This is a genomic window from Candidatus Hydrogenedentota bacterium, assembly GCA_019695095.1.
GTDB lineage: Bacteria > Hydrogenedentota > Hydrogenedentia > Hydrogenedentales > SLHB01 > JAIBAQ01.
Map to the genome: position 1 here is coordinate 1 of JAIBAQ010000085.1, position 26271 is coordinate 26271.

Genomic DNA, 26271 nt, shown 5'->3' on the forward strand with positions numbered 1-26271 from the left:
ACGACCACAATTGCCACGTGCCGTCGGCAGCCTGCCAGATGGCGAAATCCACGGGTTGCTGTTTGGGAGTGGTGTATTTGCCGAGGTCGGGGTTGCCGGCTATTTGCCAGAACTCTCCGTCGATGACTGGCACAACAATATCGGTATTGGGGGCAGGGGCCGACGAAGTAGCGAAAACGAGAAGACAAAGAGATAGCGGCGTCATATTCGATCTCCTGTGACCCCCTGCGCGTAGAGTAGCACGTTAAACTGGGATATTGCTGCCTTGAAGACAGCTTCTACTATGCAGTGAGTGTGTGTTGCCTTTTGGGCGTGAGCAAGCTTGTTGCGGTATGGTCTCCAGATCCTCCGCAACAGACCGCTCCTGTGACCGAAGGTCTCCAGAATCCATATTTCAAATCTGAGTTAGCGAGGTCTTCTTGCCCCTGCGCAGCAACCTCCCTATTATATGGGCTTGGCGTTGTACGGGCGCGACGCGCAACCGCGATAAGAAGGGGGAGGCATTCCATGGCCGAATCGAAAGAACAATTGTATGCGGAGCGGCTGCGTCGTTATGTGACGGCCATGCGCAACGGAAAACCGGATCGCGTGCCGATTCGGCCGTTTGTGGCGGAGTTCATTTCGACGTATACGGGTTATACCTGCCAGCAGGTCACGCATGATTACCGGTATGCCTTCGAAGCGACGCGGAAGTGCGCGCTCGATTTCGATTGGGATGCGACGGTTCCGAATATGGTGTATGTGTGGACGGGGCTCACCGAGGCCATAGGGTTGCGGTACTACGGCGTGCCGGGCATAAACGTGCCGCCGGAAACGGGCTTTCAGTATCGGGAGCCGGAAGAGGCCGAGGCCTTCATGCGGGCCGACGAGTACGATCAACTGATCGAGGACCCGACCGGTTTCCTGTTCAATGTGTGGTTGCCGCGCGTGGCGAAGGACATAACGCGACCGGGTGAACCGGCGACGTTTCGCAACAATCTGTCGTTTCTCAAGGGCGGCATGGCAATGCTCTCGTACTTCGGCGCGTTCCCCGGACAGATCGATCAGATGCGGCGGGAATGCGGAACCCCCTCGGCGATTGCCGGAATATTCAAGGCGCCTTTCGACATCATCGCGGACAAGCTGCGCGGTTACTTGGGGCTAATGTCCGATCTGGTGGAGCAACCGGACAAGGTCCTGGCGGCGTGCGAGGCGTTGATGCCGCATCTCTACAACGTGGCGTTGTCGGGCGCGGACCCGGAAAAGAACCTGCCCATTGGGTTCTGGATGCATCGCGGGTGTGTGCCGTTTATTTCGTATGAGCATTTCGACCGTTATTATTGGCCGACGTTGAAACCGATCATCGAGGAGTTGTGGCGGCACGGGCAGCAGACTCTGTTCTATGCCGAAGGCAATTGGGATGCGCACCTGGACACGTTTGCGGAGTTGCCCGATCGGAGTATCGTGTTTCATGTAGATCGCTCGGACATTTTCAAGGCACATAAGGCTCTTGGGCACAAGTTCTGTCTGAGCGGAGGTGTGCCGAATTATCTGCTGGCGTTTGGCACGCCGGACGAGGTGCGCGATTGCTGCAAGAAGATCATCGATGGCGTGGCGCAGGATGGCGGTTACATCATGGATGCGTCAGCGATCATGCAGAATGATTCCAAGGTCGAGAACGTCCGGGCGATGACGGACTTCACGCGGGAGTACGGCGTGTACGACGGAGCGGCGTCGCCGATGCCCGATGTGGCGTTCGGAGCGCCTGCATCCGATCCGCCGCCGTTTGGCCCGGCGGGCACGCGGATTCGTAAGCCTGGGGCGTGTATCCCCTGGGAAGAAAAGAAGGCGGAGATCGGTTCCTTCAGTGGAGATGAGAATCTGGTGAAGTCGATTTGGGAAGAGACCGACAGCCTGGGATACCTGTACATTTGGCAATGCCTGCTGTCCTTCTAAGGTTGCCGAATTGAGACTGATCGCGTGACCCATTCACCCTATCGCATAGCGGTTGTCTTTTTGCATCCCGCGTGTAACATGACGTGTTCGTTCTGCATCACCGAGAACAGCATGGACACGATGAGCTTCGAGCAAGGCGCGCAGCTCTTTACTCATCTCAAGCAACGCGGCATCGGCAACGTCGTTCTCGGCGGGGGCGAACCGTTTGCATGGCCGCATGACACCGTTGCGCTGGCAGGCGCGGCGAAGGAGCACGGCCATTTCGTACAAGTGGGCACGAATGGAATTGCGATGCCGGAGTCATACGAATCGCTGGCATGCTTCGACCGCTATGTGCTCCCGCTCGATTCCGTTGACGAGAATGTTCATAACGCCTTGCGCCGGCACGGCCCGGGGCATCACGCGTTGATACTCGAACGGCTGCGGGCGCTGTTGGAGGCCCGAAAGTCGGTGACCCTATCGACCGTCGTTACTTCGCAAAATGTCGACGGTCTGGCCGAATTGGGCTCGTTCATCGCCGACTATCAGCGGCAAGGCGGACAGGTCCACGGCTGGCATCTCTACAAGTTCATTCCGGAAGGCCGGGGCGGTCGCGACAATGCCGATTGGCTGGATATACCCGCGCACGTGTACGACGATGCGTGCGCAAATGTGAAGCACCTCGTTCTTGGTTTCACGGTATTCAAGCGGAAAGACATGATGCACTCGAAAACCGTCGACTTTTTCTGGTTCGAAGGCGGCGCACTGCGCGTCGGCAGCGAGGTGTGGGCAGCGCGTGAGGAAGCATCGTAGGCGAGCTTTGTGTATTGTCTGCGACAGGGGCTCTTCTCTCAATTAGATTGTCCATTTGGGCTATACTGGGTCCTCGGTGCAGGAACGATTGGTTGGGGAACCCGCCTGTAACCGAGATGGCGCATATTGGCAAGTAGTATTGACCCCGCAATTTGCCGAGCCGATACAGCCTTTGTTGCGAACGTACTCCCCTCCACAGGGAGTGTTTGTTCGGTATTGCACGGTGTGGAACGGTTGCAGTTGGTTGCCTTTGGCACGGGGGGTAATGTGTCATGGAGGTGGGCCGTCCCACTTGGAACTTGTGTTCGAGCGAAACGACAACATGAATATGATCTGCCGCCTTCTTTGCGGTTTAGTGCAGCCTATGAGTAAGCACAGACGTTTCGAGTGTGCCCGGTGCGTGGCACGCGCGGCGATAGCCGTTGCAGCGGCGATGTGTGTGGTGAACGGCTGTGCCACGGGAAAAGACCGCTTCACGGCGGAACGGATTCCAATATCGAAGCCTGCCCCCACCTCTTTAGAGCAAGCACCGTCTTTGCGCGATCGATCCGACGAACTCATGGTTAAACCGAAAGGCGGTGAACCGATTGCGCTAACGCGGGACGGCGCGTTGCTGACGGCGATAACGAATAATCGAAGCATCGAGGTGGCGCGGTACGGGCCTCAAGTGGGACAGACGCTTGTGCCTGAGGCGCGCGCGGCGTTCGATCCCAAGTTGATGGGCACGTTGTCGACTGGACGCGACACGCGGCAACGCGCGGCAACCTACAGCACGAAAAGCAGCGCCACGTCCTTATTGAGCAGCAATGGGACGCAATCCAGCGGGAGTTCGGGAAGCGGTTCGTCGAGTGCGACGCCGCTAATTGACGCGATTCTTCAAGGCGTGGAATTGAACCGGCAAGCGTTGAGTGATTTGCAGGGAATCGCCGCGTTGCTGGAACAACCTGAGCATCCGTTCATCAAGACTGACAACACAAACGGCAGCCTCATCCTGCAGAACTATCTGCCAACGGGAACATTGGTGTTTCTCACGGGCGAGGTCACGCATACGGATACCAACCTTGCGCCTGACGATTACCTCGGGGAATGGACGCTGGGCGTTACGCAGTCGCTGTTGCGTGGCCGGGGACTAGATGTGAATCTCGTCGAATTGAAGCAAGCGAAGAACCTTGCCGCGCAGAGCGAGCAGGAATTCCGGCGCCGGGTACTTCAACTCGCGGGGCTTGTAGAGGATGCGTATTGGGAATTCGTGCTGGCGCAGGAAGTGCTCAAGATCCGAGAGTTTGCGGTTACGCTGGCGGATGAACAACTCAGGCGCAACCAAGACCTATTCTCGGTGGGGAAAATCGTCGAGGGTGACGTGATGTCGGCGAAGGCCGAGAAGGCGTCGCGGACGGCGGACTTGACGGATGCGCGCGCGGCGATTCGCGCGCAGACGCTAGCGCTGATCCGGCTGCTGAATCCGGAGTCGGACCGGGTCTGGGATATAACGTTTTCACCGGTAGATCAGCCCGATGTGGCGCAGATTGCGGTGAATCCGGATTTGAGTGAGCAGCTTGCGATGCAGTATCGCCCAGAGTTGTACGAATCGCAGTTGGAATTGGCGAATCGCGATTTGGATGTCGTGCGCACGCGAAACAACTTGATGCCGCGGCTTGACCTCACCGCAACGTATGGCCGAACAAGCCGGGGGACCTCGTCAAGCGATTCTTCGGCGTTCTTGGATTCGCCCGACTTCGACAATTTCCGCGTGGGATTGGACTTCGAGACGCCCATTCTGTATCGCGGAGAGAAAGCCAGGCATAGCCGTGCGAAGCTGTTGCAGGCACAAGCGGGCGCGTCGGTCTCCGACGTGGAGCAGGGTGTTTCCACGGAAGTGCGGCAGGCGGTGGTGGAAGTCGAGCGGCAGTGGGAGCGAATCGGGGCGACGCAGGAGGCCGTCAAAAGCCGGTTGGAAGAGCTTCGAATTGCTCAGGATCGGAATGCCGTGGGCAAAGCCACGAATCTGGACGTGCAAATTGTGCAGCGCAATCTCATTCAAGCGGAAGTGGATGAGGTAACCGCGCGCGTTCGATACATTGAGGCGCTCACGGCGTTGTATGCGGCGGAAGGGACTTTGCTGGAACGCCGTGGTATCCGCATGGATTCGGAATTTGAGAACGGAGAAGAGCAGTGACGGTATCCAACGGAATTGCCATGAAACGTGTCCTCGATAATAAGCTTCGTTTGCCGATGATGCGAACGGTCGTAATCGCGGTTTCCTTGGCAATGGTTGTACTTTTTCCTGCTGCATGTTCGAAGAAGCAGAATGGCGGGCCCAATGCGGGCGGACCCAAACCGCCGACGCCGGTTCGGGCTGCGGCAGCGACGGTCGCGAGTGTGCCGGTGCAGCTTCGCACGTTTGGCACGGGCGAGGCGTATTCGACGATCGAGTTGAAGTCGCAGGTATCCGGCGTCGTCACCGATGTCATGTTCAACGAGGGCGATGTCGTCGAGAAGGATCAGGTCCTTTTTATCATCGATAAGCGTCCGTTTGAGGTTGCGCTGAAACAAGCCGAAGCGAATTTGTCGCGGGTGCAAGCGGAGCACCAGCAGTCGCAGGCCATGGTTGCGCGAGATAAGGCGCAGGCCGCCAACGCGAAGAAGGAGCTTGCTCGCGATACGGAGTTGCTGTCGCGGAAGACGATTTCGCAGGAAGAATACGACCAGACGAAAGCAAATGCCGAGGCGCTGGAGGCTGCGGTGAAAGCCGACGAGGCGGCGGTGCAGTCGGCTGCCGAAATGATACGTGTGAATACGGCGGCCATTGACGACGCGAAGCTTCAGCTTGACTATTGCACGATTCGTTCGCCGATCAAAGGGAAGACCGGCAGCCTGCTGGTGCACAAAGGGGATCTGGCCAAGGCGAATGACACGCAACCGCTCGTAATCATCAATCAGACGCAGCCCATGTACGTGACGTTTACGTTACCCGAGATTCACCTGAGCAAGGTGAAGAAGGCCATGGAAAGCGGGGCGCTGAAAGTGAGCGCCTCCATTCCCGAGGAGGAGGGCGCGCCCGTTGAAGGGCAGGTGTCGTTCATCGATAACGAAGTGCAGTCGGGTACCGGTACTATCCGGTTGAAAGCGACGTTTGCGAACGAGGACATGCGCTTGTGGCCGGGTCAATACGTGAGTGTCGTCTTGGACATCGACGTGCTCGCCGACGTAGTCGTCGTGCCGTCGGAGGCGATCCAAGTGGGGCAGAACGGCACGTATGCTTATGTTGTGGGCGCTGACATGACTGTCGCGATGCGCGAGTTAAAGACAAGCGAGACGCAAGATGGGAAGACGGTGGTGACCGAAGGGCTCGAAGTTGGCGAGACAGTGGTAACCGAAGGGCAGATGCGTTTGGCTCCAGGGGCGACCGTTAAGATTCTCGATGATGGCGAGGCAAAGGGAGCTGAAAGCGGATGAGTATTTCCGCGATCTTCATCCGTCGTCCCGTCATGACGACGCTCGTTATGATTGCCCTTTTCTTAATGGGCGCGCGTGGTTACTTTGCCCTTCCCGTAAGTGACTTGCCGAACGTCGACTTTCCCACAATTCAAGTGTCCGCCGGCCTGCCGGGCGCCAATCCCGAGACGATGGCCGCGTCGGTGGCGACGCCATTGGAGCGGCAATTCTCGACCATCGAGGGTATCGACTCGATGACATCGACGAGCGTGCTCGGCAGCACGGACATCACGTTGCAGTTCTCGCTGAGCCGCGATATCGATGCCGCGGCGCAGGACGTTCAAGCCGCGATCACGCGCGTGAGCCGCGATCTGCCCGAAGACATGCCGAGTCCACCTACGTATCGCAAAGTGAACCCTGCGGATTCACCTGTGATATTTCTTGCGCTGACTTCGCCCGTGTTGCCGCTGTCCACGGTGAACGAATTTGCGGACACGTACATTGCACAGCGCATTTCGATGTTGAGCGGCGTGGCGCAGGTACAGATCTACGGGGCGCAGAAGTACGCCGTGCGCGTGCAGATCGATCCGCGTGCGCTTGCGTCGCGCCAGATTGGAATCGACGAGGTCGTCAGCGCGATTCAGTCGGGCAACGTGAATCTGCCTGCGGGCGATTTGCAGGGGGAGCATCAGGCGTACACGCTTCAGCCTTCGGGACAGTTGACGGACGCCAAGGCGTATGAACCCGTCATCGTGGCGTGGCGGGATGGGGCGCCAGTTCGGTTGCGCGACGTGGCAAAAGTCACAGACAGCGTAGAGAACGACAAGATTGCCAGTTGGTACAACAATGTTCGCGCGATTGTGCTGGCGGTTCAGCGTCAACCGGGTACAAATACGATTGAGGTCGTTCAATCGATCAAGGATTTATTGCCGACGTTTCGGGAACAGCTTCCTGCGTCCGTGAGCATGGAGATCCTTGTCGATCGCTCCGAGTCGATCCGTGAATCGGTGGACGACGTGAAGCACACGTTCGTGCTGACCATGTGCCTTGTCGTGTTGGTGATCTTCTTGTTTCTGCGGAATGTCACGGCCACCGTAATCCCGAGTCTGGCGCTGATACTCTCCATCGTGGGCACTTTTGCGATCATGGACTTCCTGGGGTACAGCGTGGACAACCTGTCGCTCATGGCGCTCACTTTGTCGGTGGGGTTTGTCGTCGACGATGCGATCGTCATGATCGAGAACATCGTGCGACGCATGGAGGGTGGCGAGTCTCCGATGGAGGCGTCGTTCAACGGGTCGAAAGAGATTGGGTTCACGATTCTGTCAATGACACTCTCCTTGGCGGCGGTGTTCATCCCGGTATTGTTTATGGGAGGTATCATTGGCCGGTTGTTGCACGAGTTTGCCGTGACAATCGCGGTGGCCATTCTCATCTCGGGATTCGTTTCCTTAACCCAGACGCCGATGCTATGCAGCCGGTTTCTTCGACACAACCCATCCGAAAGTCATGGTTTCTTTTACAATCTGCTTGAGAAACTCTTCAATGCAGGTCTGCGTATGTATGAGGTGACCCTTAAGTTTGCGGTGCGCCACCGATTGGTCACTTTGCTTGCCATAATCCCGCTGGTCTACCTCACGGGACACCTATTTGTAGCGATGCCCAAAGGATTCCTGCCGTTGGAAGATACCGGGCAGATCTTCGTGTCGACCGAAGCGGCGCAGGGGATATCTTTCGAGGGAATGACGCGGTATCAGAAGGCGCTGGCACAAATCGTCTGCGACGACAAAAATGTAGATGGATTCATGTCGGCTGTTGGCGGCGGATCTTCCTCGTCTTCCAGCAATGCCGGCCGCATGTTTATTCACCTTAAGGCAAGGGATGAGCGTGAGCCAATCGACAAGGTGATTCAAGGGTTGCGCACGAAGTTCGCCGAAGTTCCCGGAATCCGAGCGTTTCCCCAGAATCGTCCGTCGATTGTGATCGGAGGGCGGCTGACGAAGAGCCAATATCAGTTCACGCTGCAGGGGACCGATACTTCGGAATTGTATCGTTACGCGCCGATGCTTGAAGAGAAACTGCGCGAGCTTCCCGGTTTCTTGGACGTGACCAGCGATCTACAGATTTCCAGTCCGCAGGTCGATATCGATATTGACCGTGACAAGGCATCCGCGTTGGGTGTGACTGTAAGGCAAATCGAGACGGCGCTGTATGCGGCATACGGTTCGCGTCAGATTTCAACCATTTATGCACCCAACAACACGTATCGCGTTGTCATGGAACTCGAACCCGAGTTTCAGTTGGACCCGTCGGCATTGTCATTGCTATATGTTCGTTCCGACAAGGGGCGATTAGTACCCCTCAACACGGTGGCGAGTCTCAAAAAGTCGGTTGCGCCGCTGACGGTCACGCACGTGGGGCAATTGCCGGCAGTGACCGTGTCGTTCAATCTTGAGCCGGGATATTCGCTGAGTTACGCGGTGGACGAAGTGAAGAAGATCGCTTCAACCTTGCTTCCGCAATCGATATCCCCGAGCTTTCTCGGGACGGCGCAGGCGTTTGAAGCGTCGATGCGAGGCATGGGATTCCTGTTGCTGGGGGCCGTCTTGGTCATCTACATCATTCTGGGGATTCTCTACGAGAGTTATATCCATCCGGTCACAATTCTCTCTGGTTTGCCTGCGGCAGGCGTGGGCGCGCTTTTGACGTTGCAGCTCTTTGGCATGGACCTCAATATCTTCTCCATTGTCGGGATCATCATGCTAATCGGTATCGTGAAGAAGAACTCGATCATGATGGTCGACTTCGCCATCGATGCGCGTGAAAACCGCGGTATGAATGCGTTCGACGCTATCGTCAGCGCCTCGTTGATCCGGTTCAGGCCCATCATGATGACGACGATGGCCGCACTCATGGGCACCTTGCCTATTGCGCTGGGCATGGGAGCGGGTTCCGAGTCGCGGCGTCCATTGGGTCTTGCCGTGGTGGGCGGCCTGATATTTTCGCAACTGCTGACGTTGTACATTACGCCGGTCGTCTATATTTATCTTGAATCGATTCAAAGCCGTTTTCGCCGGAAGCGTCAGCCTGCGTAAGAAGCGCTAGGAATAGGGGTGCCTTAGTGCCGTGAACGCCACTCCGATTGCTCTCGATGCGATGATTGCGCTGCTCGTGGTTTGGCCGGCGGTGCGGTATGGGAACGTGCTGTATCGCCGGGGTGTTCGCCTGAGCGGCAAGGTCGAGGTTTCGTCGGCGCCGGGACTGCTTGTCCTGTGTCTCGTTTTCTTTGCTACGAACGTGTTGCTGCTTAAGGCGCGCAGCTATCCCGCGATTTCCTGGTACTTGCCCGGCTCCGTCGAGTATTGGAGCGTGCCGGGGCTCTGGACAATTAACCTGGCGACCATCGTATTCATGTTCGTCGCCGTGTTCACGTTGGCCGCGCGGACGAAGAGCAAGCTGCGCTGGTTCGTCCCGTTCTTCGGTGTCTGCGTGTTGGCCGTTGCGGAGACGGTGTTTCAGGGCAGCCCCCTGGTCCGGCCTCCCGAACTTGGATCGCCGCGTCTAGGCAAGGATGGCGTCATTATGCAATCGAACGGCTCCACGTGTGCGGCAGCCGCCTGCGCAAACATTGCAGGGTACTTGGGGAAACCGAAAACGGAAGCGGAGATGGTGGCGCTGCTCGGAACAACCGATGCCGGGACTTCGCCCGCGCAGGTTGTGTACGGCATGAGCGCGTTGGGTTTTCAGTGCCGGAAGCATAGGGTCCCGGATGGTGATATCTCTCGAATCCGGCCGCCTGCGGTGATTTTCGTGCATGCGGGGACAGAGGCTGACGGGCACGCTGCTGCGTATATCCGCATGGAAGACGGCCGCGCGGAAATATGGGATCCTTCCTCCGGCAAGGCGCTGCACGATCCGAAGGAATTCGTCAAGAAGTGGGGCGGGCGGGCTGTCGAGATATCGGGTTCTTTCGCGATTGGCGAACCGGGGTAATCCCGCTTCGCGGTCAGGGGTATACACGGGAGTATGCAGTTTCCCTTCGGTCGTGCTAACGTAATACCTGCTTGCTGGGTGATCAGGCAGGGAGCTGGCAGATACCATGGAAGTGGATATTTCTACGCGCCGTGTTTTGTTTGTGTTGCTGACGATAACCGGCATTCTTCTGGCGTTGCACAGCGTCGGGCAGATATCCCGGCTCGCGTTTGGTCACGCGAACCTCAAGGGGCTCGTTCCTCTGTTCTGCGTCGAAGACGAATTCAACGTGCCTTCGTTCTGGTCTGCCATCTTGTGGTTGATGTCGGGGGCAGTCTCGGGATTCATTACCCTTTGCGAACGCCGCGCCGCGACGAAGCATGTCGTCTATTGGGCCGGTATCTGCATTCTATGCAGTTACTTCGCGCTCGATGAGACCGTTCAGATTCACGAGCGCTTGGGAACCGTGATGGTGTCGTTGGTCGCCGCACGGGGAGGCAAGGTCAACGCGCTTTTGTACTACCTGTGGGTCGTCCCCGGGGGCTTGTTTGCGCTTGCCGTGTTTGTACTCTATTCCCGATTCCTGCTTGCTCTGCCCCGTCGCGTGGCCGTGTTGTTCGTGGTTTCGGGCGTCCTTTTTCTCAGTGGGGCCTTGTGCATGGAGCTCTACGAAGGCACGCTGGACGCGGCGGGCAAGTACATGGGCCCCTTGTACACGGTTTGCGTGACGATTGAAGAGGGCCTCGAGATGGTAGGCGTCAGTGTCTTTGTGTACACCCTACTGGAATATGTGGCCACGGCCCATGGGCAAATCGAGTTGAAAGTCTCCGAATAGCCGCGATGCGGCGTACTCGCCTCCACTTTTTCCCTTGGAAGAACCCTATTCTTACTATAGGATTATGGCTGTGAAGGTTCTCAAGGGTCCTACCGGCGTGGATTTCGCGCTAAAGGAGGCAAGATGGGCATAGGAAAATCGCTTGCAGCGGAGTTCGTTGGCACGTTTTGGCTCGTTCTTGGCGGTTGCGGTAGTGCTGTGTTGGCGGCCGCGTTTCCGGAAGTGGGGATAGGGTTGGTGGGGGTCTCGTTTGCGTTCGGACTCACCGTGCTCACCATGGCGTTTGCGATCGGACACATCTCCGGATGTCATCTGAATCCGGCAGTGTCGGTTGGATTGGTGGTCGGAGGACGCTTCCCCGCCGGCAGGCTCGTACCGTACGTTGTTGCTCAGGTGCTCGGCGCGATTGCCGGGGCAGGAGTTCTCTACGTGATAGCCAGCGGCAAGGCCGATTTCTCGCTGGCGGGCGGGCTGGCTTCTAACGGCTACGGTGAGCATTCACCTGGCCAATACTCCCTTCTGTCGGGATTTGTCTGCGAGGTCGTGATGACCGCCATGTTCATCGCGATCATCCTGGGTTCCACGGATAAGCGCGCCCCAGCCGGTTTCGCGCCGATTGCCATTGGCCTGGGCCTCACGCTGATTCATCTTATCAGCATTCCGGTTACCAACACGTCGGTCAACCCGGCCCGAAGCACGGGTCCCGCGTTGTTTGTGGGCGGTTGGGCGCTGGCGCAGTTGTGGATGTTCTGGGTGGCGCCGATACTCGGCGCGGTGCTCGGCGGCATTGCTTACAAAGCGATTGGGGGCGAAGAGAGAACCGCGTAGTAACGAAACGGCCTCGGAGCACCGTGTTGCCGATGCTCCGAGGCCTGATATGTTTTTTGGCGTAGCGGTTATCCGCCGAAGCTATCCAGAGTCTTCTGGGCGCGCTCGCGAATGCCTTCGTCTTTGCATTTGTCGAGGACCGCTTTGAGGGCTTGAGACGCCACGTCCTTGCGGTCGGGGGACTGTTTCACGAGGGCCGCCGAAACGGAGATGAGTGCGGCAGCCGCTTCGTTACGAATGTCGCCGTCCTTTAGGAAAGGCACCAGGGCGTCGATGGCTTGCTTCGAGGGCACCGCGCCCCACGCGGCAAGCACGAGCCACTTCTCTTCCTTGCGGCGGGCAAGGTCCATCGCCGTGGTCAGCATTGTCGCCTTGTTGTCGAGCGAAGCGTCGGCTTGCGCCAACCGAACGTAACCGCGCAGACCGAGATCGTGACGCGTCGCGTTCTTGTCTTTCGCCAGGGCCAGCAAGTGCGGGGCGGCATCGGCCGAAGGCCAGTTCGACAAGACTTTTGTTGCCTCGTCGCCAATTGCGGCATCCGGGCCCTTCATGGCGGCAATTACCGCATCCAACGCGGTGGGCGTGCCAATGCGCACCAGCGTTCGCAGTAATGCGATCGACGCTTCAGGCGTCGCGCCGTTCATCCCTTCTAGAATGGCGGGCATGGCCTCGTCGCCGATGACGGCGCCGATCGAACCGAGGGCATCCGCCGCGTCCGTCCGCTGCGAATCGTCCGCGGCTTTCTTGAGCACATCAACCACGAGAGGAACCTGATCCTTCTTGCCCAACTGCGCCAGAGCTTTCAGAGCCGCGCCGCGCACGGTCGCGTCATCGCTGGCAAGCGCCTTGTCGGCGGTGGGCACGGCCAGTTCGGACATGCGAATCGCGAGGAGCACCAGCAGGCGCGCACGGACAGCGGGGGGCGTCGATTCGGCGGACGCGGCTATCGCGGCGTCGAAGTCTTTGCCCTTTACGTTCGCGAGCGTGAATTCGGCTGCTTGCGCAACTTCCGCGTCGTCCGAGGCCACCAACGCGGCAAGAGCCGCCACGTCGTTCGGAGTGCCCAGTTTCGCGAGCGCATTGACTGCCGCGAGCTTCACACTCTTGTCATTGCTTGCAACGAGCGCCGCGACGGCGTCGTGCGCGGCGGCATCGCCACGATTCGCGAGACCGCGAAGCAACGCCGCCTGGCCCGCCGCGGGAAGTGCGGCAATCGCCGCCGTATACGCCGCGGTGTCTTCCGCGCCTTTCGTCGATGCGACGACCAGCGCGGCGGCATCCCGGAGGACCGTGTCCTCTCCGCGCAGCGCCGTAAGCACGCGCTCCGTGGTCAACTTCGGTTCCGTGACGGCCCAGCCGCGAAACGCGCCCGCGCGCGCCTGCTCCGGCCATTCCGGTTTAAGCAACGTTTCATAAATCGCCACGGCCGTTTTGGCCTTGTTGTCCGCCAACAAGCGCTCGCCCGCCGTGAGCAATCCTTCAACGACGGCAGGCTTGACCGCATCGGATGCGCCGGTGCTGAACGCCAACAGCGCCTTGGAAGCTTTGGGCGTGCCAATGCGGCCCAACGCGCCGGCGGCAGCGCGCACCGTGTCCGTATCCGAATCCTTCAACAGGCCAGCCAACTGCGGCACGGCCTTCTCATCGCGCAATACGCCAAGCGAAATGGCCACGCCCATGCGAGGCGCGCCGGAGGTCTTCTTCAGTGCGTCCCGCAATGCATCCTTCACTTCCGGAAACGGCATGTTCTCAAGTGCGTACCGTGCCATGTGAGAGAGCTTCTCGTCGCCGAGGAGAGAAGCGAGTGCGGGGATGGACTTTTCCGTGCCGATCTGCCGCAGGCGATAGCAAGCCTCGTACTTCGGCTGCCAACCCGCGTCGCCCGTCAACACGGCGATGCATTGGTCTTCGGTGGCGTCGTCCGCGGCAGCGGGAGCGACGCCCAAGGCGCAAATCGCCACCGCCATCCATGCGGCTGCGAGGCAGGCCGCCGTCAATCGTGTGCGTGTCATGTGTTATGCCTTTCTTACAGAGCTAAACGAAACTCGCGCGGAGCTTCGTGCGATTTGACCTAGAGGTACCAAGGTTCGCGATACGCCCGCGACGTCAGGCGGTTCGCTTCGGGATCGTCGATGCACACTTCGTTCACGGGGTCCCACTTGATGGGACGGCCGAGACGCTTGCAGATATTCGCGACGTGACACACGCTGATCGAACGGTGCGCGATGTCCGCGTTCGCGTTCGGCTGTTGCCGCGTCTTGATGCAATCCAAGAACGTGCGCACGTGATTGTCTTGCGGGTAGCCCCCGTCAAACCCCTTGTTGCCCAGCAACGATTTCGGATAGGCGTCCACTTGGCCCGAGTCGCCCGTTTCCACCCAGCCTTCCTCGCCCTCGTAACGCACCGGGCACGACCCGAACCGGAGTCCCGTGCGAATGACGAGCTTCACGCCGTTCGCATACCGCGCGCAATGCCACTTGTCCTCTTTCCAAAACTCCACCGGACCCGTATCGTCCGTATTGTTCGCCCATTGGCACAGATCGACCGTGTGGCTGCCCCATTCGCAGATCGAGCCGCCGCTGAAATCCACGTGACCGCTCCAGAATCCGCGCGTCGGATATTTGCTGTTATACGGACGCCACTGCGCGGGTCCCAGCCAACGGTTCCAATCGAACACGTCCTTCGGAGGTTCCGGTTCTTCCGGGAGGATGGAGTAATCGAGGACTTGGAATCCGGAGGACTCTTCCGCGTGCATTTCCTTTAGCTTGCCAAGCTTGCCGCTGAGCGCCAACTCTGCCGCAAACCGGAAGTTGCCGAGGCTGCGGCGCTGCGTGCCGCACTGAAACACGCGGCCCAGCTTACGCATCGTCTCTGCGACCGCCCGCGACTCATTGATGCACACGCTCAACGGCTTCTCGCAGTAGATGTCCTTGCCCGCGCGCGCCGCCATGATCGACGCACCCGAATGCCAATTGTCGCCCGTCGCGATGAGCACCGCGTCGATATCCTTGCGGTCCAACATCTCCAACATGTCGATATACGTGGCGCAATCCTGATTGCCATACTGCTGATCGACCTGCGTCTTCGCCATGTCCCGGCGCTCTTTGTATACGTCGCACACCGCGACGACCTGCGTGTCCGGCTGCGCCATGAACGCGCGCATATCGTCGCGCCCGCGCCCGCTCACGCCGATGACGCCCACCGTAATGCGCTCACTTGCCGGTGTCCGCCCCGCCGCGCCCAACGCGCCCGACGTAATGATGTTCGGCGCAACGGCAAACCCGCCCGCGGCCGCCATGGCCTTCTGCATGAACTGCCGGCGCGTCCACGGCTTCTTCAGTCCTGGTTTCTCCACGATAACCTCCCTCACTGTGCGCGGGACACGCCAATCACGCGATCGACGGCTCCCCTATCCGTGCTTCAGAGACAGGCGCAACCGCCCTCCCTGCATTCAGGAAACAACAATTCAAGGAGAATACCGCATCAAGGGTCCGGAGATCCTCTTAAGGGAAGGGAGCGGATGGACTCACCAGACCAAAAGGCAGGCAAGATGCCTGCCGCACATTAGGTGTCCATGTGTTTGTGTAGTGCCCGGTCTCTGTGCCGGGCGTCTTTGATATGGCCATGAATTGCGTCAAGCCTTGTGTGCGTTCTTGTTGTGGCGCGGTCTCCGGACCGCGCCACTCTTCGTGACCGCAGGTCTCAGTCCCGCCGCGGAATCGAGCGCCACTTTGTCTTAAAGCCAGATCCTTCGTCCGCCGGAGGCGGACGAAGGATGACAGTCAACGTGGCACAGCCGCCCTCGGCTGCGATTCGGTAGCACCCGCCTTCCGCGGCGTGCGTCTTCACTTCCTTTGATATGCGTAACATTCCTCGTATACTGGGCGCGGGGGGACCGACACCGTGTGGGGAGGGGTCTGCCCGTGATCACGTCTGCAACGCTGTTCGCTATTGGAATCCTCAGTTTGTCGGCCTCGGGGCCGTTCCCTGTTATCCCGGTTGGCGAAGACTCCATTCTCATGTGGGATCGCTGGCCGTATCAGCGTGTCGGCGTGCGTGCGTATATGCGGAGCACGTACGATCGCGCGGGCGGCAATGAGGGCGCGGACGCGAGCCATTTCCTGTATCAGGAAGCGGACGATTTCAACGTGACGCTCGATGTCGAAGGGCCGGGCGTCCTCTACTTTGCGCGCTACAACCATTGGCATGGTAGCCCGTGGCATTACGAAGTGGATGGCAAGGATTTCGTTGTTCGCGAGAGTTCGACGGCCGATCCAAATCGTCCTGTGCCGGGTTCGGTGTTTTTGCCGGAGCGCGCATTGCCGAATCCGTTGGCGTGGACGTGGTCGGACACGAAAGGGGCAGACCTGAGTTGGGTGCCTATCGCGTTTGACGAGTCGTTTCGCATGGCGTATTCGCGGACGCGTTACGGCACGGGGTATTACATCTATCATCAGTATGCGCCCGGCGCGCGGTTGTCGCGTTCGCTTCGACCGTGGAACGCGAGCGTAGCGCCGAGCGGCAAGGTCATTCGGCTCATCGAGAAATCCGGGACACCGCTTTTCTCCGAAGCAGATGCCAAGAAGAAAGGCGGGGAGTGTGCTGCGAGGGCATTCAGCTTGCAGCCGGGAATCAACGAGGTGGCGCGCATCGAAGGGATAGGGCCTCGCGTGATTCGCGCATTCACAATTACCGTGCCGCGCGCCCAGGCGGAGTCCATCGAACGCGCTCGGTTGAGAATGACGTGGGACAATCGTGCCGAGCCGTCCGTGGAAGCGCCGCTGTGCCTGTTCTTCGCGGCGGGGACCTTGCACAATTGCGGCGAACGTGAGTATCTCGTGAAGGGATTTCCGATCTATGTGAAGTACGATGCGGAACGTGTGACGCTCGCATGCTTTTTCCCTATGCCGTTTCAGAAGAGCGCGACAATCTCCATCGAAAACACGGGCGCAGACGCGATCGATCAGGTTGATGTACGCGTCATCCACGTTCCATACCGCGAATCGTCCGAGCATGTGGGGTATTTCCACGCAACGTATGTCGATCGCCCCGAACCCGTGCCTGGAGTCGACCTGCTGGTGCTCGATACGCAAGGGACGGAAGGGCAGAGCGATTGGTCGGGGCAGTTTGTCGGAATGTCGTGGATCTTTTCGCACAACGCGGTCCTGAATACGCTCGAAGGCGATCCGCGTTTCTTCTTCGATGACAGCCGCACGCCGCAGTGTTACGGCACGGGAACCGAAGAGTGGGGCGGAGGCGGCGATTATTGGGGCGGACGGAACATGACGTTGCCGTTTGCGGGGCATCCGTGCGGTGCGCGCGACGAGAAGTCCGCGAAGCATGCGAAGGATAGAATCGAATCGGCGTATCGGTTCTTGTTGTCCGACCTTATGCCGTTTGGGAAACGCGCGGTGTTGCGGCTCGAACACGGCGCCGTGAATCAGTCGAAGGAGCATTACGAGACCGTCGCGTATTGGTATGGCCTGCCGTCGGCAACGTTGGTGCGGAGCGATGAGCTGGATGTTGGGAGTCCGGCGTGCGAGCAAATACACAACTACGTGTCGCCGGATGCCTCGGAGCCCGAGAGCATTACGTCGCGCTACGAATGGTCCGATCCAGAGGATGTGTGCCATGTCTTTGAAGGTGGGCCGCAGACGTTGTGGCCCGAGCATGACGAGACGGGCCGGCACACGACGGGGAGTTCGGAGTTCACAATGCGCGTGCGGCCGGACAATCACGGTGTGCTGCTCCGGCGTACGCTCGATTACGCGTATCCCAACCAGCGCGCCGAGGTGTTCGTGAGCGATGCCGGGGATGCGAAGCCGAAGTGGCGGCGCGCGGGCGTGTGGTACTTAGCCGGTTCCAATACGTGCATCTATTCGAATCCCAAAGAGGAACTTGGTGCCACCCAGCACAACGTGCAGACATCGGAGCGCCGGTTTCGCGACGACGAGTTCTTGATTGGGAGCACGTTGACGGCGGGGCGCGATGCGATACGTATACGCGTGCAGTTCACGCCGGTAGTGAGACCGCTCGCGCCGGGAATCGCGTTTCCACAGACTCCCGCGTGGAGTGAGTTGCGGTATGTCGCGTATTCCATCGTCGCGCCTGAATATCCATAGCTCGGCAAGCGGACGTCACGGGGATTCGTGGGCACCGATGCTGAAACCGTTGCCTGCGGGGATGGGGCCGCCGTAGTAGTCGCGCGCACCGACATCGATACCGAAAAGTGTCTTGAGGTCGAGACCTTTGCCAATCACAGGCGAGCCGGATTTGAGTTTGTAGGCGGTGAGCGTGGGGAGCTTGCGCGGGTCACCGATGGTTGGCCCCACGCCGGGTTGGATAAGTCGGGGATCTAGTTCGAGGCCCGAGTCTCTTTCATGGCCGGTGGATGTGCGCCATGCGTCGAGCGACGAGAACGTGTCGGTGCCCCAGGCGATCTGAATAGGTCCGCCGTAGGTGTAGTAGCAGTTGCCTCGAAACGTCCAGGCGTCTCCGGGAATCGGAATGTTGATCGCTTTCTTTCCGGGCGCGGTGACAAGGATGTTGTTGAAGACCTGGACGTTGCGCATGTGCGTCTGGCCCTCATAGTCAAGGGTGTCGTCGATGCCCGCGCCGTTCTGCGTCGCGCCGACGTAGACGGTGTTGTTGTAGATGCGGGTGTCGTTTATACCGCCATTTGAAGCGTTTGCCCAGAAGCCGATGCCGCCGCCTCTGCGTTGGCCATCGTTTTGGCTGATGTTGTAGCGGACGACATTGTTGCGGAATGGGTGCGCATCGTGGAACTGAAAGATGCCGAATCCCGCGCCTGCGTTGTCGTGCGCGTAGTTGTATTGCATGACGCAGTTGGTCGCGCCGCCATCGATGTCGAATCCGCCGCCATCGCCGCCCTGCGACTCGTTGTGGTGCGATTCGCAGAACTGGATGACGAGGTTGTTCACCTCCCATCCCCAAATGCCGACGGGGCCGCCGCCGGGCGCGTTGTTCAGTCCACCGTTGTGGTGGGCTTCGCAGTACTCGATAAGCGCGCCGTCGACGAAGGCCAGGACGATGCCGCTGCCGGAATGACTGGGTAAGCCCGGCGTGCCTGTGTTGTGGTGAAACGAGCAGTCTCTGACGGTCACGTTTTTGTGCGCAAAGTTTGGCGTGCTACCCCGGCGGAAGACCCCAGCGGTTTCAACGCCGTTGAGTCCGTTGTCGTGGATTTCGCAATGCGATAATGACAGGTCTGAGAATCCGGGGTCCGAGGCATGGTTCGATTTAATGAAGATGCCATTCTTGGAAAAGCCGCTTACATCAAGATTGTCGAAGAGGATACCTGCATATTTCTCGCCGTTGACGGAAGAGGCCACAAAGTGGATACCGTGGCCGCCATCTGTGTCGGTTCGGCCGGGCCCGCGGATTGTCAGATTCTTCAGGTGGATGCCGCTCCGGTTTTCCGCGAATACGCCGTCGCCTTGTGCGACGCGGATGGTTGCGCGGCCTTGTCCGTAGGACGTGACGGTAAGCGGATTGGATGGGTGGCCGGAGTCGCTGGAATCGAAAACGAGGTTTCCTTCGAACTCGTGGCCGCCGTCAAGGTGGACGGTGTCGCCCGGTTCGAGTCTCTGTTTGTTCACGCGCGACAGGGTCTTCCAGGCAGATTCGGGTGAGGAGCCGTTGTTGGAGTCGTTTCCCAATGGGCTGATATAGAACTGATTGCCGCAGGCTTCTCCAATCACTGCGGTGAGGATGGCCAGTGCTCTCATGAGGTTTCTTCCGCTTGGAGTCATCTTTCGTCCAATCTAATCCAGGCTGCGTACTGCGGTGGACACTATTAGACTGATTGAAGACACGGATTTCACCTCTTTTGTGGGACGTATCGTGGGGTGATGAATGATCGACCTGGCAAAAAGAGTTGGCTGAGTCTGCCGCGCAACCGAGATAGTGGAAAGAAGTAGGCGGTTCCCGATGTGGCGGGGTTTGTAGAAAATCGCGAATATCTTGTAGTTCTTGAAATTCGTGAGTGAACGATAGTTCGCTTTTTATGCTTCTGCGTTTTGAATGCAGTTCATCTCTTTTTCTGGTCTTGAGGCGGGGATGTTCGGATCGGTTGACACTCAACAAGTGTTGGGTATACGATAGTTCAAGTAAGGATTGGTTAGCTCGGAACCCGAAACGTGCTTTTGTAAAATGCTCACCGCTAAGGATATTGCCGATTTAAGCGGAGTGTCGAGAACGACGGTTTTTGCCGTGCTTGGTGGCAAACCGGGTGTTACCGAAAAAACCCGCGAAAAAGTCCTGGAAGTCTTGCGCGAGCACGGTTACCAGAACGGGCTTGTACAGCGTTCAATGGTGGCCGAGCTGTCGAAGATTATCGGGGCGGTGATCGGTAATATCAACAATCCGTTTTACACAGAGTTGATTACAGGCATCGACAAGGTGCTTGCTCCCGAGGGATTCCACCATCTCCTGCATTATGGGACCGACCTTGACCCCAGAGAGGGGATTGCCGCGTTCGATGCGTTGGGAGAGTACAACCTCCGCGGATACATTATGGCTGCGGGTGAGATGGCCCGGTACGAGAGTCACATTCGGCGCGTGGTTGCATTGGGCAGGCCGCTGGTGACGATTATGCGGGCGCCGGGGGTGCAGACGAGTGCGGTGTGGTTCGATGACCGAAAATGCAGCAGGGATGCGACCGATTACCTGATATCGAGGGGCCATCGTCGCATATTGTGCCTGACAGGTCCCAGTCAATCGGCTATCGCCAAGGAGCGGATTCTGGGTTTTATGGAGAGCCTGGTGGCGCACGATATCGAGTTTCACAGCTCGATGGTTGTGCGAGGAGGGGACACGTCGGACGATGGATACAAGGCCGCGTTGAATGTGCTTCGGGATTCGGCGAGCCGGCCGACTGCGATCGAATGCTGCAACGACTTGGTAGCTATTGGCGTCTACCGGGCCGCATATGAGCTTGGATTGCGAATTCCTGAGGACGTCAGCGTTGTGGGGTTCGATGGAATCGAGCTTGGTGAAGTGTTGGGCCCGCCGCTGACCACACTGTCGGTCTTTCCCCGCCGGATGGGCGAAATTGCCGCGGAGATGCTGCTGGCGATCATCAACGGCAAGCATCGCCGGGGTCACATGGAGCATGTAATCGAGCATGCGCTTATCGAGCGGGCGTCTGTCCGTTCCGTCTAAGTCAGTTAGTAGAGCGCCGTACTCGCATTGTGCGCGTCGGGGAAGAGCACGGTAAGAAGGATTCCGTGTTTCGTCCGAGTTACAGCATTTCGTATCCCCATCAACAACGCCAAAAGACAGTGCACACGAGAATGACCCTGTTCAGGGAGTCTGTGCGACGAGAAGACCTGCCTTGAGTCGAATCGGTGACTGGTTAGTTCATAACGTTTTGACTGGATTGTATTTATGGATTTAATTCTTTTGGGCGATAATGTGATTGAACTATAGTGCAAAATATGATATAGTAAATTTTGTACGATAGACCGAACTTTGGACGCCGTGAGGAGGTTTGAGGTGGTTCTGGGCTGTACCGGGCGCTCCGGGTTCTGATCGAGAGATTGCTTGAGGAAGGGTGGACAGTAAGAAATGCGTGTAGGAGTTGCGTATTACCCTGAGCACTGGGAGCCTTCGCGTTGGGAGCGGGATGTCGCTCAGATGGCCGACGCGGGGATCCGTGTTGTCCGAATGGGAGAGTTCGCGTGGTCTCGAATGGAGCCCGAGGAGGGGCGCTTCGAGTTCGGTTTCTTGGACACCGTTCTGGGGATGATGGAAAGTGCCGGTATTGCGTGTGTGTTGGGAACGCCTACGGCGAGCCCGCCGGCTTGGCTCCACGCCAAGTATCCTGAGATTTATCCCGCGGACAAGCGGGGTTACCGGCTTGGCTTTGGCACGAGGCAGCAGCGGTGTTTGAACAATCCCGATATGCGCAGGCACTCGCGATTAATCGTAGATGCGATGGCCTCGCAGTTTGGAAATCACAGCGCCGTGATTGGGTGGCAGACAGACAACGAGTTTGGAGGCAATCTCTGCTACTGCCCGGTTTGCCAGGCGAGGTTTCATGAATGGCTCCGGGGGAGGTACGAATCGCTCGACGCACTCAATCGGGCGTGGGGAACGGTGTTCTGGAGTCATGAGTACTCGGAGTGGCAGCAGATTCCGTTGCCTTGGGAAGTGAAGTGCGGGGACGCGCACAATCCTTCGCTGCAGCTCGATTTTCGCCGCTTTCAGTCGGAAGCGACGGTGCGATTTCAGCAAGAGCAGATCGACATTCTACGGGCCAAATCACCGGAGCGATTCGTAACGCACAACCTGATGGGGCTGCACGGCTCCATGGATTACTACGATCTTGCGCGCAATCTGGATTTTGTCTGTTGGGACAACTATCCGAGCACGCCTTGGTTTGTGAACGACATGGGCCCGGACATGACTGCGGACGCGATGCGCGGGATCAAACAAAGTAATCCGTGGGTCATGGAGCAGCAGAACGGCATCACGGGTTGGGAGCGAATGGGGCGCCGTCCGTCGGACGCGCAATTGCGGTGTTGGGCGTGGCAGACGATCGCGCATGGGGCGGACGCGGTGGTGTTTTTCCGGTGGAGGTCGTGTCTGTACGGAGCCGAGCAGTTCTGGCACGGGGCGCTGAATCACGATGGGAAGCCGCGCAGGAGGTATTGGGCGCTGAGCGACTTCGCGCGGGAAGTGAATTCGTTGTCCGTGACATTGGATGGGACCGGGGTGCGCAGCGAGGTGGCCATTCTCAACTCGTATGAGCAGCACTATGCGTTTCAGATTCAGCCGCAGGCAGAGGGACTCGACATTTGGCGCCAAGTGAGCCGTTATTATCGTGCGTTGCGCCAGCAAGGTCTTAATGTCGATATCGTTCCTTTGTCCGTGGACTTGGCGCAATACCGATTGGTCATTCTGCCTGGCTGGCACATCATATCGAGCGCTGAGGCCGACCGGTTCAAAAGCTATGTGCGCCAAGGAGGGACCCTGATAGTGGGCGCGCGCACGGGAGTGAAGAATACGGAGAACGTGTGCCGTACGGAACCATTGCCAGCCTTCTTGAGTGAGCTTGTCGGGCTTGAAGTGGACGACTACGACCCGCTGGGTTCGGCCGAGATCAAGGTGGAGACCGCGAAAGGGCGTTTGTATCGCGTGACGTGTTGGGCCGATGCGCTGTCACTGAAAGGCGCGGAGAGCATAGCCGTGTACACGGAGGCTCCGTTCCAGGGCGAGACGGCGTTGGCGAAGAATCGATTTGGAGCGGGAACCGCCTATTATTTTGGGGCGTTTGGTGAACCCGCTTTCTACGAGGATTTGCTGACCTCAATTCTGGACGAATCCGGCGTTCAACGTGTAGTGAATGCGCCCGCGGAAGTGGATGTCTCGTGGCGCGAACGGGATGGGGTGAAGGTGTTGTTCCTCCTTAACCTTGCGTCCGAAGAGCGGACTGTCCGAGTTTCCGAGCAGGTATTTCGGTTGTTGGGCGCGCCATGCGAGGGCGGGCGGATTACGCTTCCCGGATTTGGAGTTGGAATCTATCAGTGGCTCGGGTCGGAGGAGGACTTGGAAAACGAGATGGAACCCAGCACATACGAACACGTCTGAGGTGCACGGCAGGTGCGGACGGTACGGCCGGCCAGCGGGCCGCTGTACGGACTAAATGCTTGGGATTGAGATACATAAGTTAACGGAAGAAACCGAGTGCGCAGCGGCTTCTTCGAGGAATGAGACTACCTTGAGGGCATCCTGAAAGGAGGTGAAGGAGCTAGAGTGGGCCTTGGCCGGTTTTTTCCCGAAGGTATAATAAGAAACGAACTCTTGGCATTCTAAAGTCCCTGAGAGTGGATAGTGGGAGTGTCGACAATGACCGGTAAACGAGGATTTACGCTAATAGAATTGCTGGTGGTCATCGCGATCATCGGGATTCTTGCGGCCATACTGCTTCCTGCGCTGGCGCGCGCACGCGAAGCGGCGCGACGGGCCTCATGCGCGAACAATCTGAAGCAGTGGGGCCTCATCTGCAAGATGTATGCAAACGAAGCCAAGGGCGAGAAGTTTCCGCCTGGCATGACGACGATACCGGTGGTGGACGGTTCTGGATTCTTCTATGGGTCAGGAATTGGCAGCGAGTGGATTTATCCCGATTACTGGACCGATCCAAATATTGCTCTTTGTCCGTCCGACGCGCGGACGAAGGTGACCGTCTGGTCGGATGGGCCACCGAACGGATTCATTCAGAATGAAGACTATGCGCAAGAGATACAGAATGTAGCCGAGAAGGTTGCGGCTTCGGCGAATCCGCAGGATGCGCAACTTTGTCTCAACATCAAGCTTTCGACTCCAGTCTCGTATGTGTACTTGCCCAACGCGACCAGGACGACCGGGCAGGTATTGATGGTGCAGATCATTAACGGATACGGACTGATTTGGGAAGGATTGGTTCGAGAAGTCAATGCGCCCAATCTGGATAGCGTCGGATGCGTTGGATACGGCGCGCAGCAGTATGTCGGCGGCATGCACATGGAGGACATTTCCGAGTCGCAGATGCAGGGAACCAGTGAATACTGGTGGGCAACCGACGACGGTGGGGCAGCGTGGCCAACGACCTTGTACCGGATGCGGGAAGGGGTTGAGCGATTTTTTATTACGGACATCAACAACCCTGCGGCGACAGCCCAGGCGCAGAGTACGATATTCTTGATGTACGACGCGTGGGCGGCGCACAACGACGATTGGGATCCGCCGGTGGTTGCGACGGGTCAGTTCAATCACCTGCCCGGCGGCTGTAATGTGCTGTATATGGACGGTCACGTTGAGTTTGTGAAATACCAGGCGAAAGCGCCGATTGAGAATCCTGCCGAGAACGGCGACGGTACGGATGAGTTGCGCGAGTACGTCTATCTCTACACACCACTTTGGAGTGGATACGAATAACCGCTTCGTTGTTTATTTCGCGGAAGCGGGCTGGCGTCTGGTAGCGCAACGTGTCTGCACCATGAAGCGAAGCATTTTCATGGGACCTATGGGACCTATAGGTCCTATGGGGCGCGAGACACAAGAAATGAAGAAGCCCCGGAGGACCGAGGTGGTCTCCGGGGCTTTATGCCAATCCAGCGTTTGCGTTATTTCGCGTCGCGGACGTAGATATTCTTGAACTGGACGAGGCTGGATGCGCCGTTCCAGGTCTTGGTCTCTTCGTTGTACCCGCCGTGGAGTTGGAGCGCAATGGGGCCTTTCTCGGGCACGCCGGGAAGTTGCGCGTTGTCGATGACTTTCTCGCCGTTGAGGACTACCGTGAGACGGTCGCCCTTCATCGTGATGAGGAAGGTATTCCATTCGCCGACAGGTTTGTCGGCATTCTTCTTTGGGGTCACGCCGGCGCGAACGTCCGCGGGTTGGGCGGTGTCGGTGCGATAGCCGTAGACTTCGCCAGAACCGACAGGCCAGCACCAAATGTTGACCTGCGCTTTGGGTGTGCCGCGAAGGTAGATGCCGCTGTCTGCATTGGGCGTGGGCGTCAAGATGACCTTGCCGTTTGCATCCTTCTTATCTGAGCCGTCAGGAAGGACGGTGGGCATGTCGTAGGTGCCTTCGGTGCGCTTAATCTTCCATTCGCAGTAGATCTCAACGTTGCCGTATTCCTTCTCGGACCACAGGGCGGTCTCGCCTTCGAGCGGAGACTTGGGATCGCAGTCGATTGTGCCGTCGACGATGGACCAGCATTTCGCGGCGCCCGCCGGTACTTTCCAGCCCGTGAAGTCTTTGCCGTTGAATAGCGATACCCAACCGTCGCCGGCGGGCGGGGCCGCAACTGCCGCCATCGGCAGCAAGGCAACCAACGCTCCAAGCAGAATCCATTTCTTCATAGTGTTACTCCCCTCAACCGTCTGTGTTTGTCTACGGAGGATAATCGTCTTAGTCTGGACCTACCCCCGCCTCCGGCACATGGGGTACGTGCAGGGATTATAGAACAAGCGCGGGTGCGTATGCGCGAAGTATTGCGCGTGAGGGGCCCCTTCAGGGCGATGCGCCTTTTGGGGGGCGGTTTCCTAGGGCGGCGTTTGAGATTGTTCGTTGCTCGTTCGCAACGAATTTTCCCAAACTCTGCCCCAGGCTATTATGTCCGGCACCTTCGGTGCGGAGTATGTAGGCCCTCACCAAGCTTCTATGTCTGGTACCTTTGGTGCGGAATGCGTGGGCTCTCACCAATACCTCTCTCGCCCAGGCAGAGGGAGAGTCGTGCTCCTTGTCGAGGTCGGTGTATCTCAGTGCCCTCCGTGCGGAATGCGTAGCGCCTTTGGCGATGATCATGTGGTACTGCGCGGATAAGCAGCCCTTTCTTCGTGTTTTCCCCCTTGCCTTGCGGTCCGTATCGTCATAGACTGCCTGTACCAAGGGAGACTCCTATCATGATGAACTCACGACGAATCATCTTCTTTGCCGCGGCGGCGTTTGTGCTGGCGGGG

General features: G+C 58.4%; 17 protein-coding genes and 1 pseudogene. 13 read left to right on the forward strand and 5 right to left on the reverse strand.

Annotation, left to right across the window (positions count from 1 at the left end; genetic code table 11):
- Window positions 1-205: hypothetical protein (locus K1Y02_14740; protein MBX7257615.1), on the reverse strand; the 205-nt coding region annotated here is incomplete at its 3' end.
- A 302-nt stretch (window positions 206-507) separates the two neighbouring features.
- Between K1Y02_14740 and K1Y02_14745 the strand changes: the two genes are divergently transcribed.
- The 8 genes from K1Y02_14745 (at window position 508) to aqpZ (ending at window position 11797) form a co-directional block, all read left to right on the forward strand.
- A complete protein-coding gene (locus tag K1Y02_14745; protein MBX7257616.1) occupies window positions 508-1935 on the forward strand; it encodes a hypothetical protein in 1428 nt (475 codons plus the stop codon).
- 24 nt (window positions 1936-1959) lie between these two features.
- On the forward strand, window positions 1960-2727 hold the full coding sequence (locus K1Y02_14750) for a radical SAM protein (GenBank protein ID MBX7257617.1): 768 nt from the start codon (window positions 1960-1962) through the stop codon (window positions 2725-2727).
- A gap of 364 nt (window positions 2728-3091) precedes the next feature.
- On the forward strand, window positions 3092-4903 hold the full coding sequence (locus K1Y02_14755; GenBank protein ID MBX7257618.1) for a TolC family protein: 1812 nt from the start codon (window positions 3092-3094) through the stop codon (window positions 4901-4903).
- On the forward strand, window positions 4900-6183 hold the full coding sequence (locus tag K1Y02_14760; protein ID MBX7257619.1) for an efflux RND transporter periplasmic adaptor subunit: 1284 nt from the start codon (window positions 4900-4902) through the stop codon (window positions 6181-6183). The genes K1Y02_14755 and K1Y02_14760 overlap by 4 nt, the downstream gene beginning before the upstream one ends.
- Window positions 6180-9257, forward strand: a complete 3078-nt coding sequence (locus tag K1Y02_14765; protein MBX7257620.1) for an efflux RND transporter permease subunit — start codon at window positions 6180-6182, stop codon at window positions 9255-9257. The genes K1Y02_14760 and K1Y02_14765 overlap by 4 nt, the downstream gene beginning before the upstream one ends.
- 31 nt (window positions 9258-9288) lie before the next feature.
- Complete coding sequence (locus tag K1Y02_14770) at window positions 9289-10155, forward strand: hypothetical protein (GenBank protein MBX7257621.1); 867 nt, start codon at window positions 9289-9291, stop codon at window positions 10153-10155.
- A 106-nt stretch (window positions 10156-10261) separates the two neighbouring features.
- The gene (locus K1Y02_14775; protein MBX7257622.1) at window positions 10262-10969 is read left to right on the forward strand and encodes a hypothetical protein; all 708 of its coding nucleotides are present in this window, start codon (window positions 10262-10264) and stop codon (window positions 10967-10969) included.
- 123 nt (window positions 10970-11092) lie between these two features.
- The gene (aqpZ, locus tag K1Y02_14780) at window positions 11093-11797 is read left to right on the forward strand and encodes an aquaporin Z (protein ID MBX7257623.1); all 705 of its coding nucleotides are present in this window, start codon (window positions 11093-11095) and stop codon (window positions 11795-11797) included.
- A 68-nt stretch (window positions 11798-11865) separates the two neighbouring features.
- On the opposite strand, the gene K1Y02_14785 is transcribed toward aqpZ, so the two are convergent.
- Together K1Y02_14785 and K1Y02_14790 are read right to left on the reverse strand one after the other, a co-directional pair.
- Window positions 11866-13809, reverse strand: coding sequence for a HEAT repeat domain-containing protein (locus tag K1Y02_14785; GenBank protein MBX7257624.1), 1944 nt, complete (start codon window positions 13807-13809; stop codon window positions 11866-11868).
- Between the two features lie 59 nt (window positions 13810-13868).
- Window positions 13869-15107, reverse strand: a complete 1239-nt coding sequence (locus K1Y02_14790; GenBank protein ID MBX7257625.1) for a Gfo/Idh/MocA family oxidoreductase — start codon at window positions 15105-15107, stop codon at window positions 13869-13871.
- A 613-nt stretch (window positions 15108-15720) separates the two neighbouring features.
- Here K1Y02_14790 and K1Y02_14795 point away from each other — a divergent pair.
- Window positions 15721-17919 (forward strand): DUF2961 domain-containing protein, encoded by a 2199-nt coding sequence (locus K1Y02_14795; protein ID MBX7257626.1) that lies wholly within the window; start codon window positions 15721-15723, stop codon window positions 17917-17919.
- Window positions 17920-17934: 15 nt separating this feature from the next.
- On the opposite strand, the gene K1Y02_14800 is transcribed toward K1Y02_14795, so the two are convergent.
- On the reverse strand, window positions 17935-19545 hold the full coding sequence (locus K1Y02_14800) for a right-handed parallel beta-helix repeat-containing protein (GenBank protein ID MBX7257627.1): 1611 nt from the start codon (window positions 19543-19545) through the stop codon (window positions 17935-17937).
- 424 nt (window positions 19546-19969) lie between these two features.
- Here K1Y02_14800 and K1Y02_14805 point away from each other — a divergent pair, with 424 nt between their 5' ends.
- The 4 genes and pseudogenes from K1Y02_14805 to K1Y02_14820 all read left to right on the forward strand — a co-directional run bounded on the left by K1Y02_14805 (window position 19970) and on the right by K1Y02_14820 (window position 24739).
- The gene (locus K1Y02_14805; GenBank protein MBX7257628.1) at window positions 19970-20980 is read left to right on the forward strand and encodes a LacI family transcriptional regulator; all 1011 of its coding nucleotides are present in this window, start codon (window positions 19970-19972) and stop codon (window positions 20978-20980) included.
- 405 nt (window positions 20981-21385) lie between these two features.
- Window positions 21386-23410, forward strand: coding sequence for a beta-galactosidase (locus tag K1Y02_14810; protein MBX7257629.1), 2025 nt, complete (start codon window positions 21386-21388; stop codon window positions 23408-23410).
- A gap of 258 nt (window positions 23411-23668) precedes the next feature.
- A pseudogene (locus tag K1Y02_14815) lies at window positions 23669-23992 on the forward strand (type II secretion system GspH family protein).
- Window positions 23993-24199: 207 nt separating this feature from the next.
- Window positions 24200-24739, forward strand: coding sequence for a hypothetical protein (locus tag K1Y02_14820; protein ID MBX7257630.1), 540 nt, complete (start codon window positions 24200-24202; stop codon window positions 24737-24739).
- A gap of 188 nt (window positions 24740-24927) precedes the next feature.
- Here the strand turns inward: K1Y02_14820 and K1Y02_14825 are convergent, their stop codons facing one another.
- A complete protein-coding gene (locus K1Y02_14825) occupies window positions 24928-25671 on the reverse strand; it encodes a DUF1080 domain-containing protein (protein MBX7257631.1) in 744 nt (247 codons plus the stop codon).
- Window positions 25672-26271: the final 600 nt, after the last annotated feature.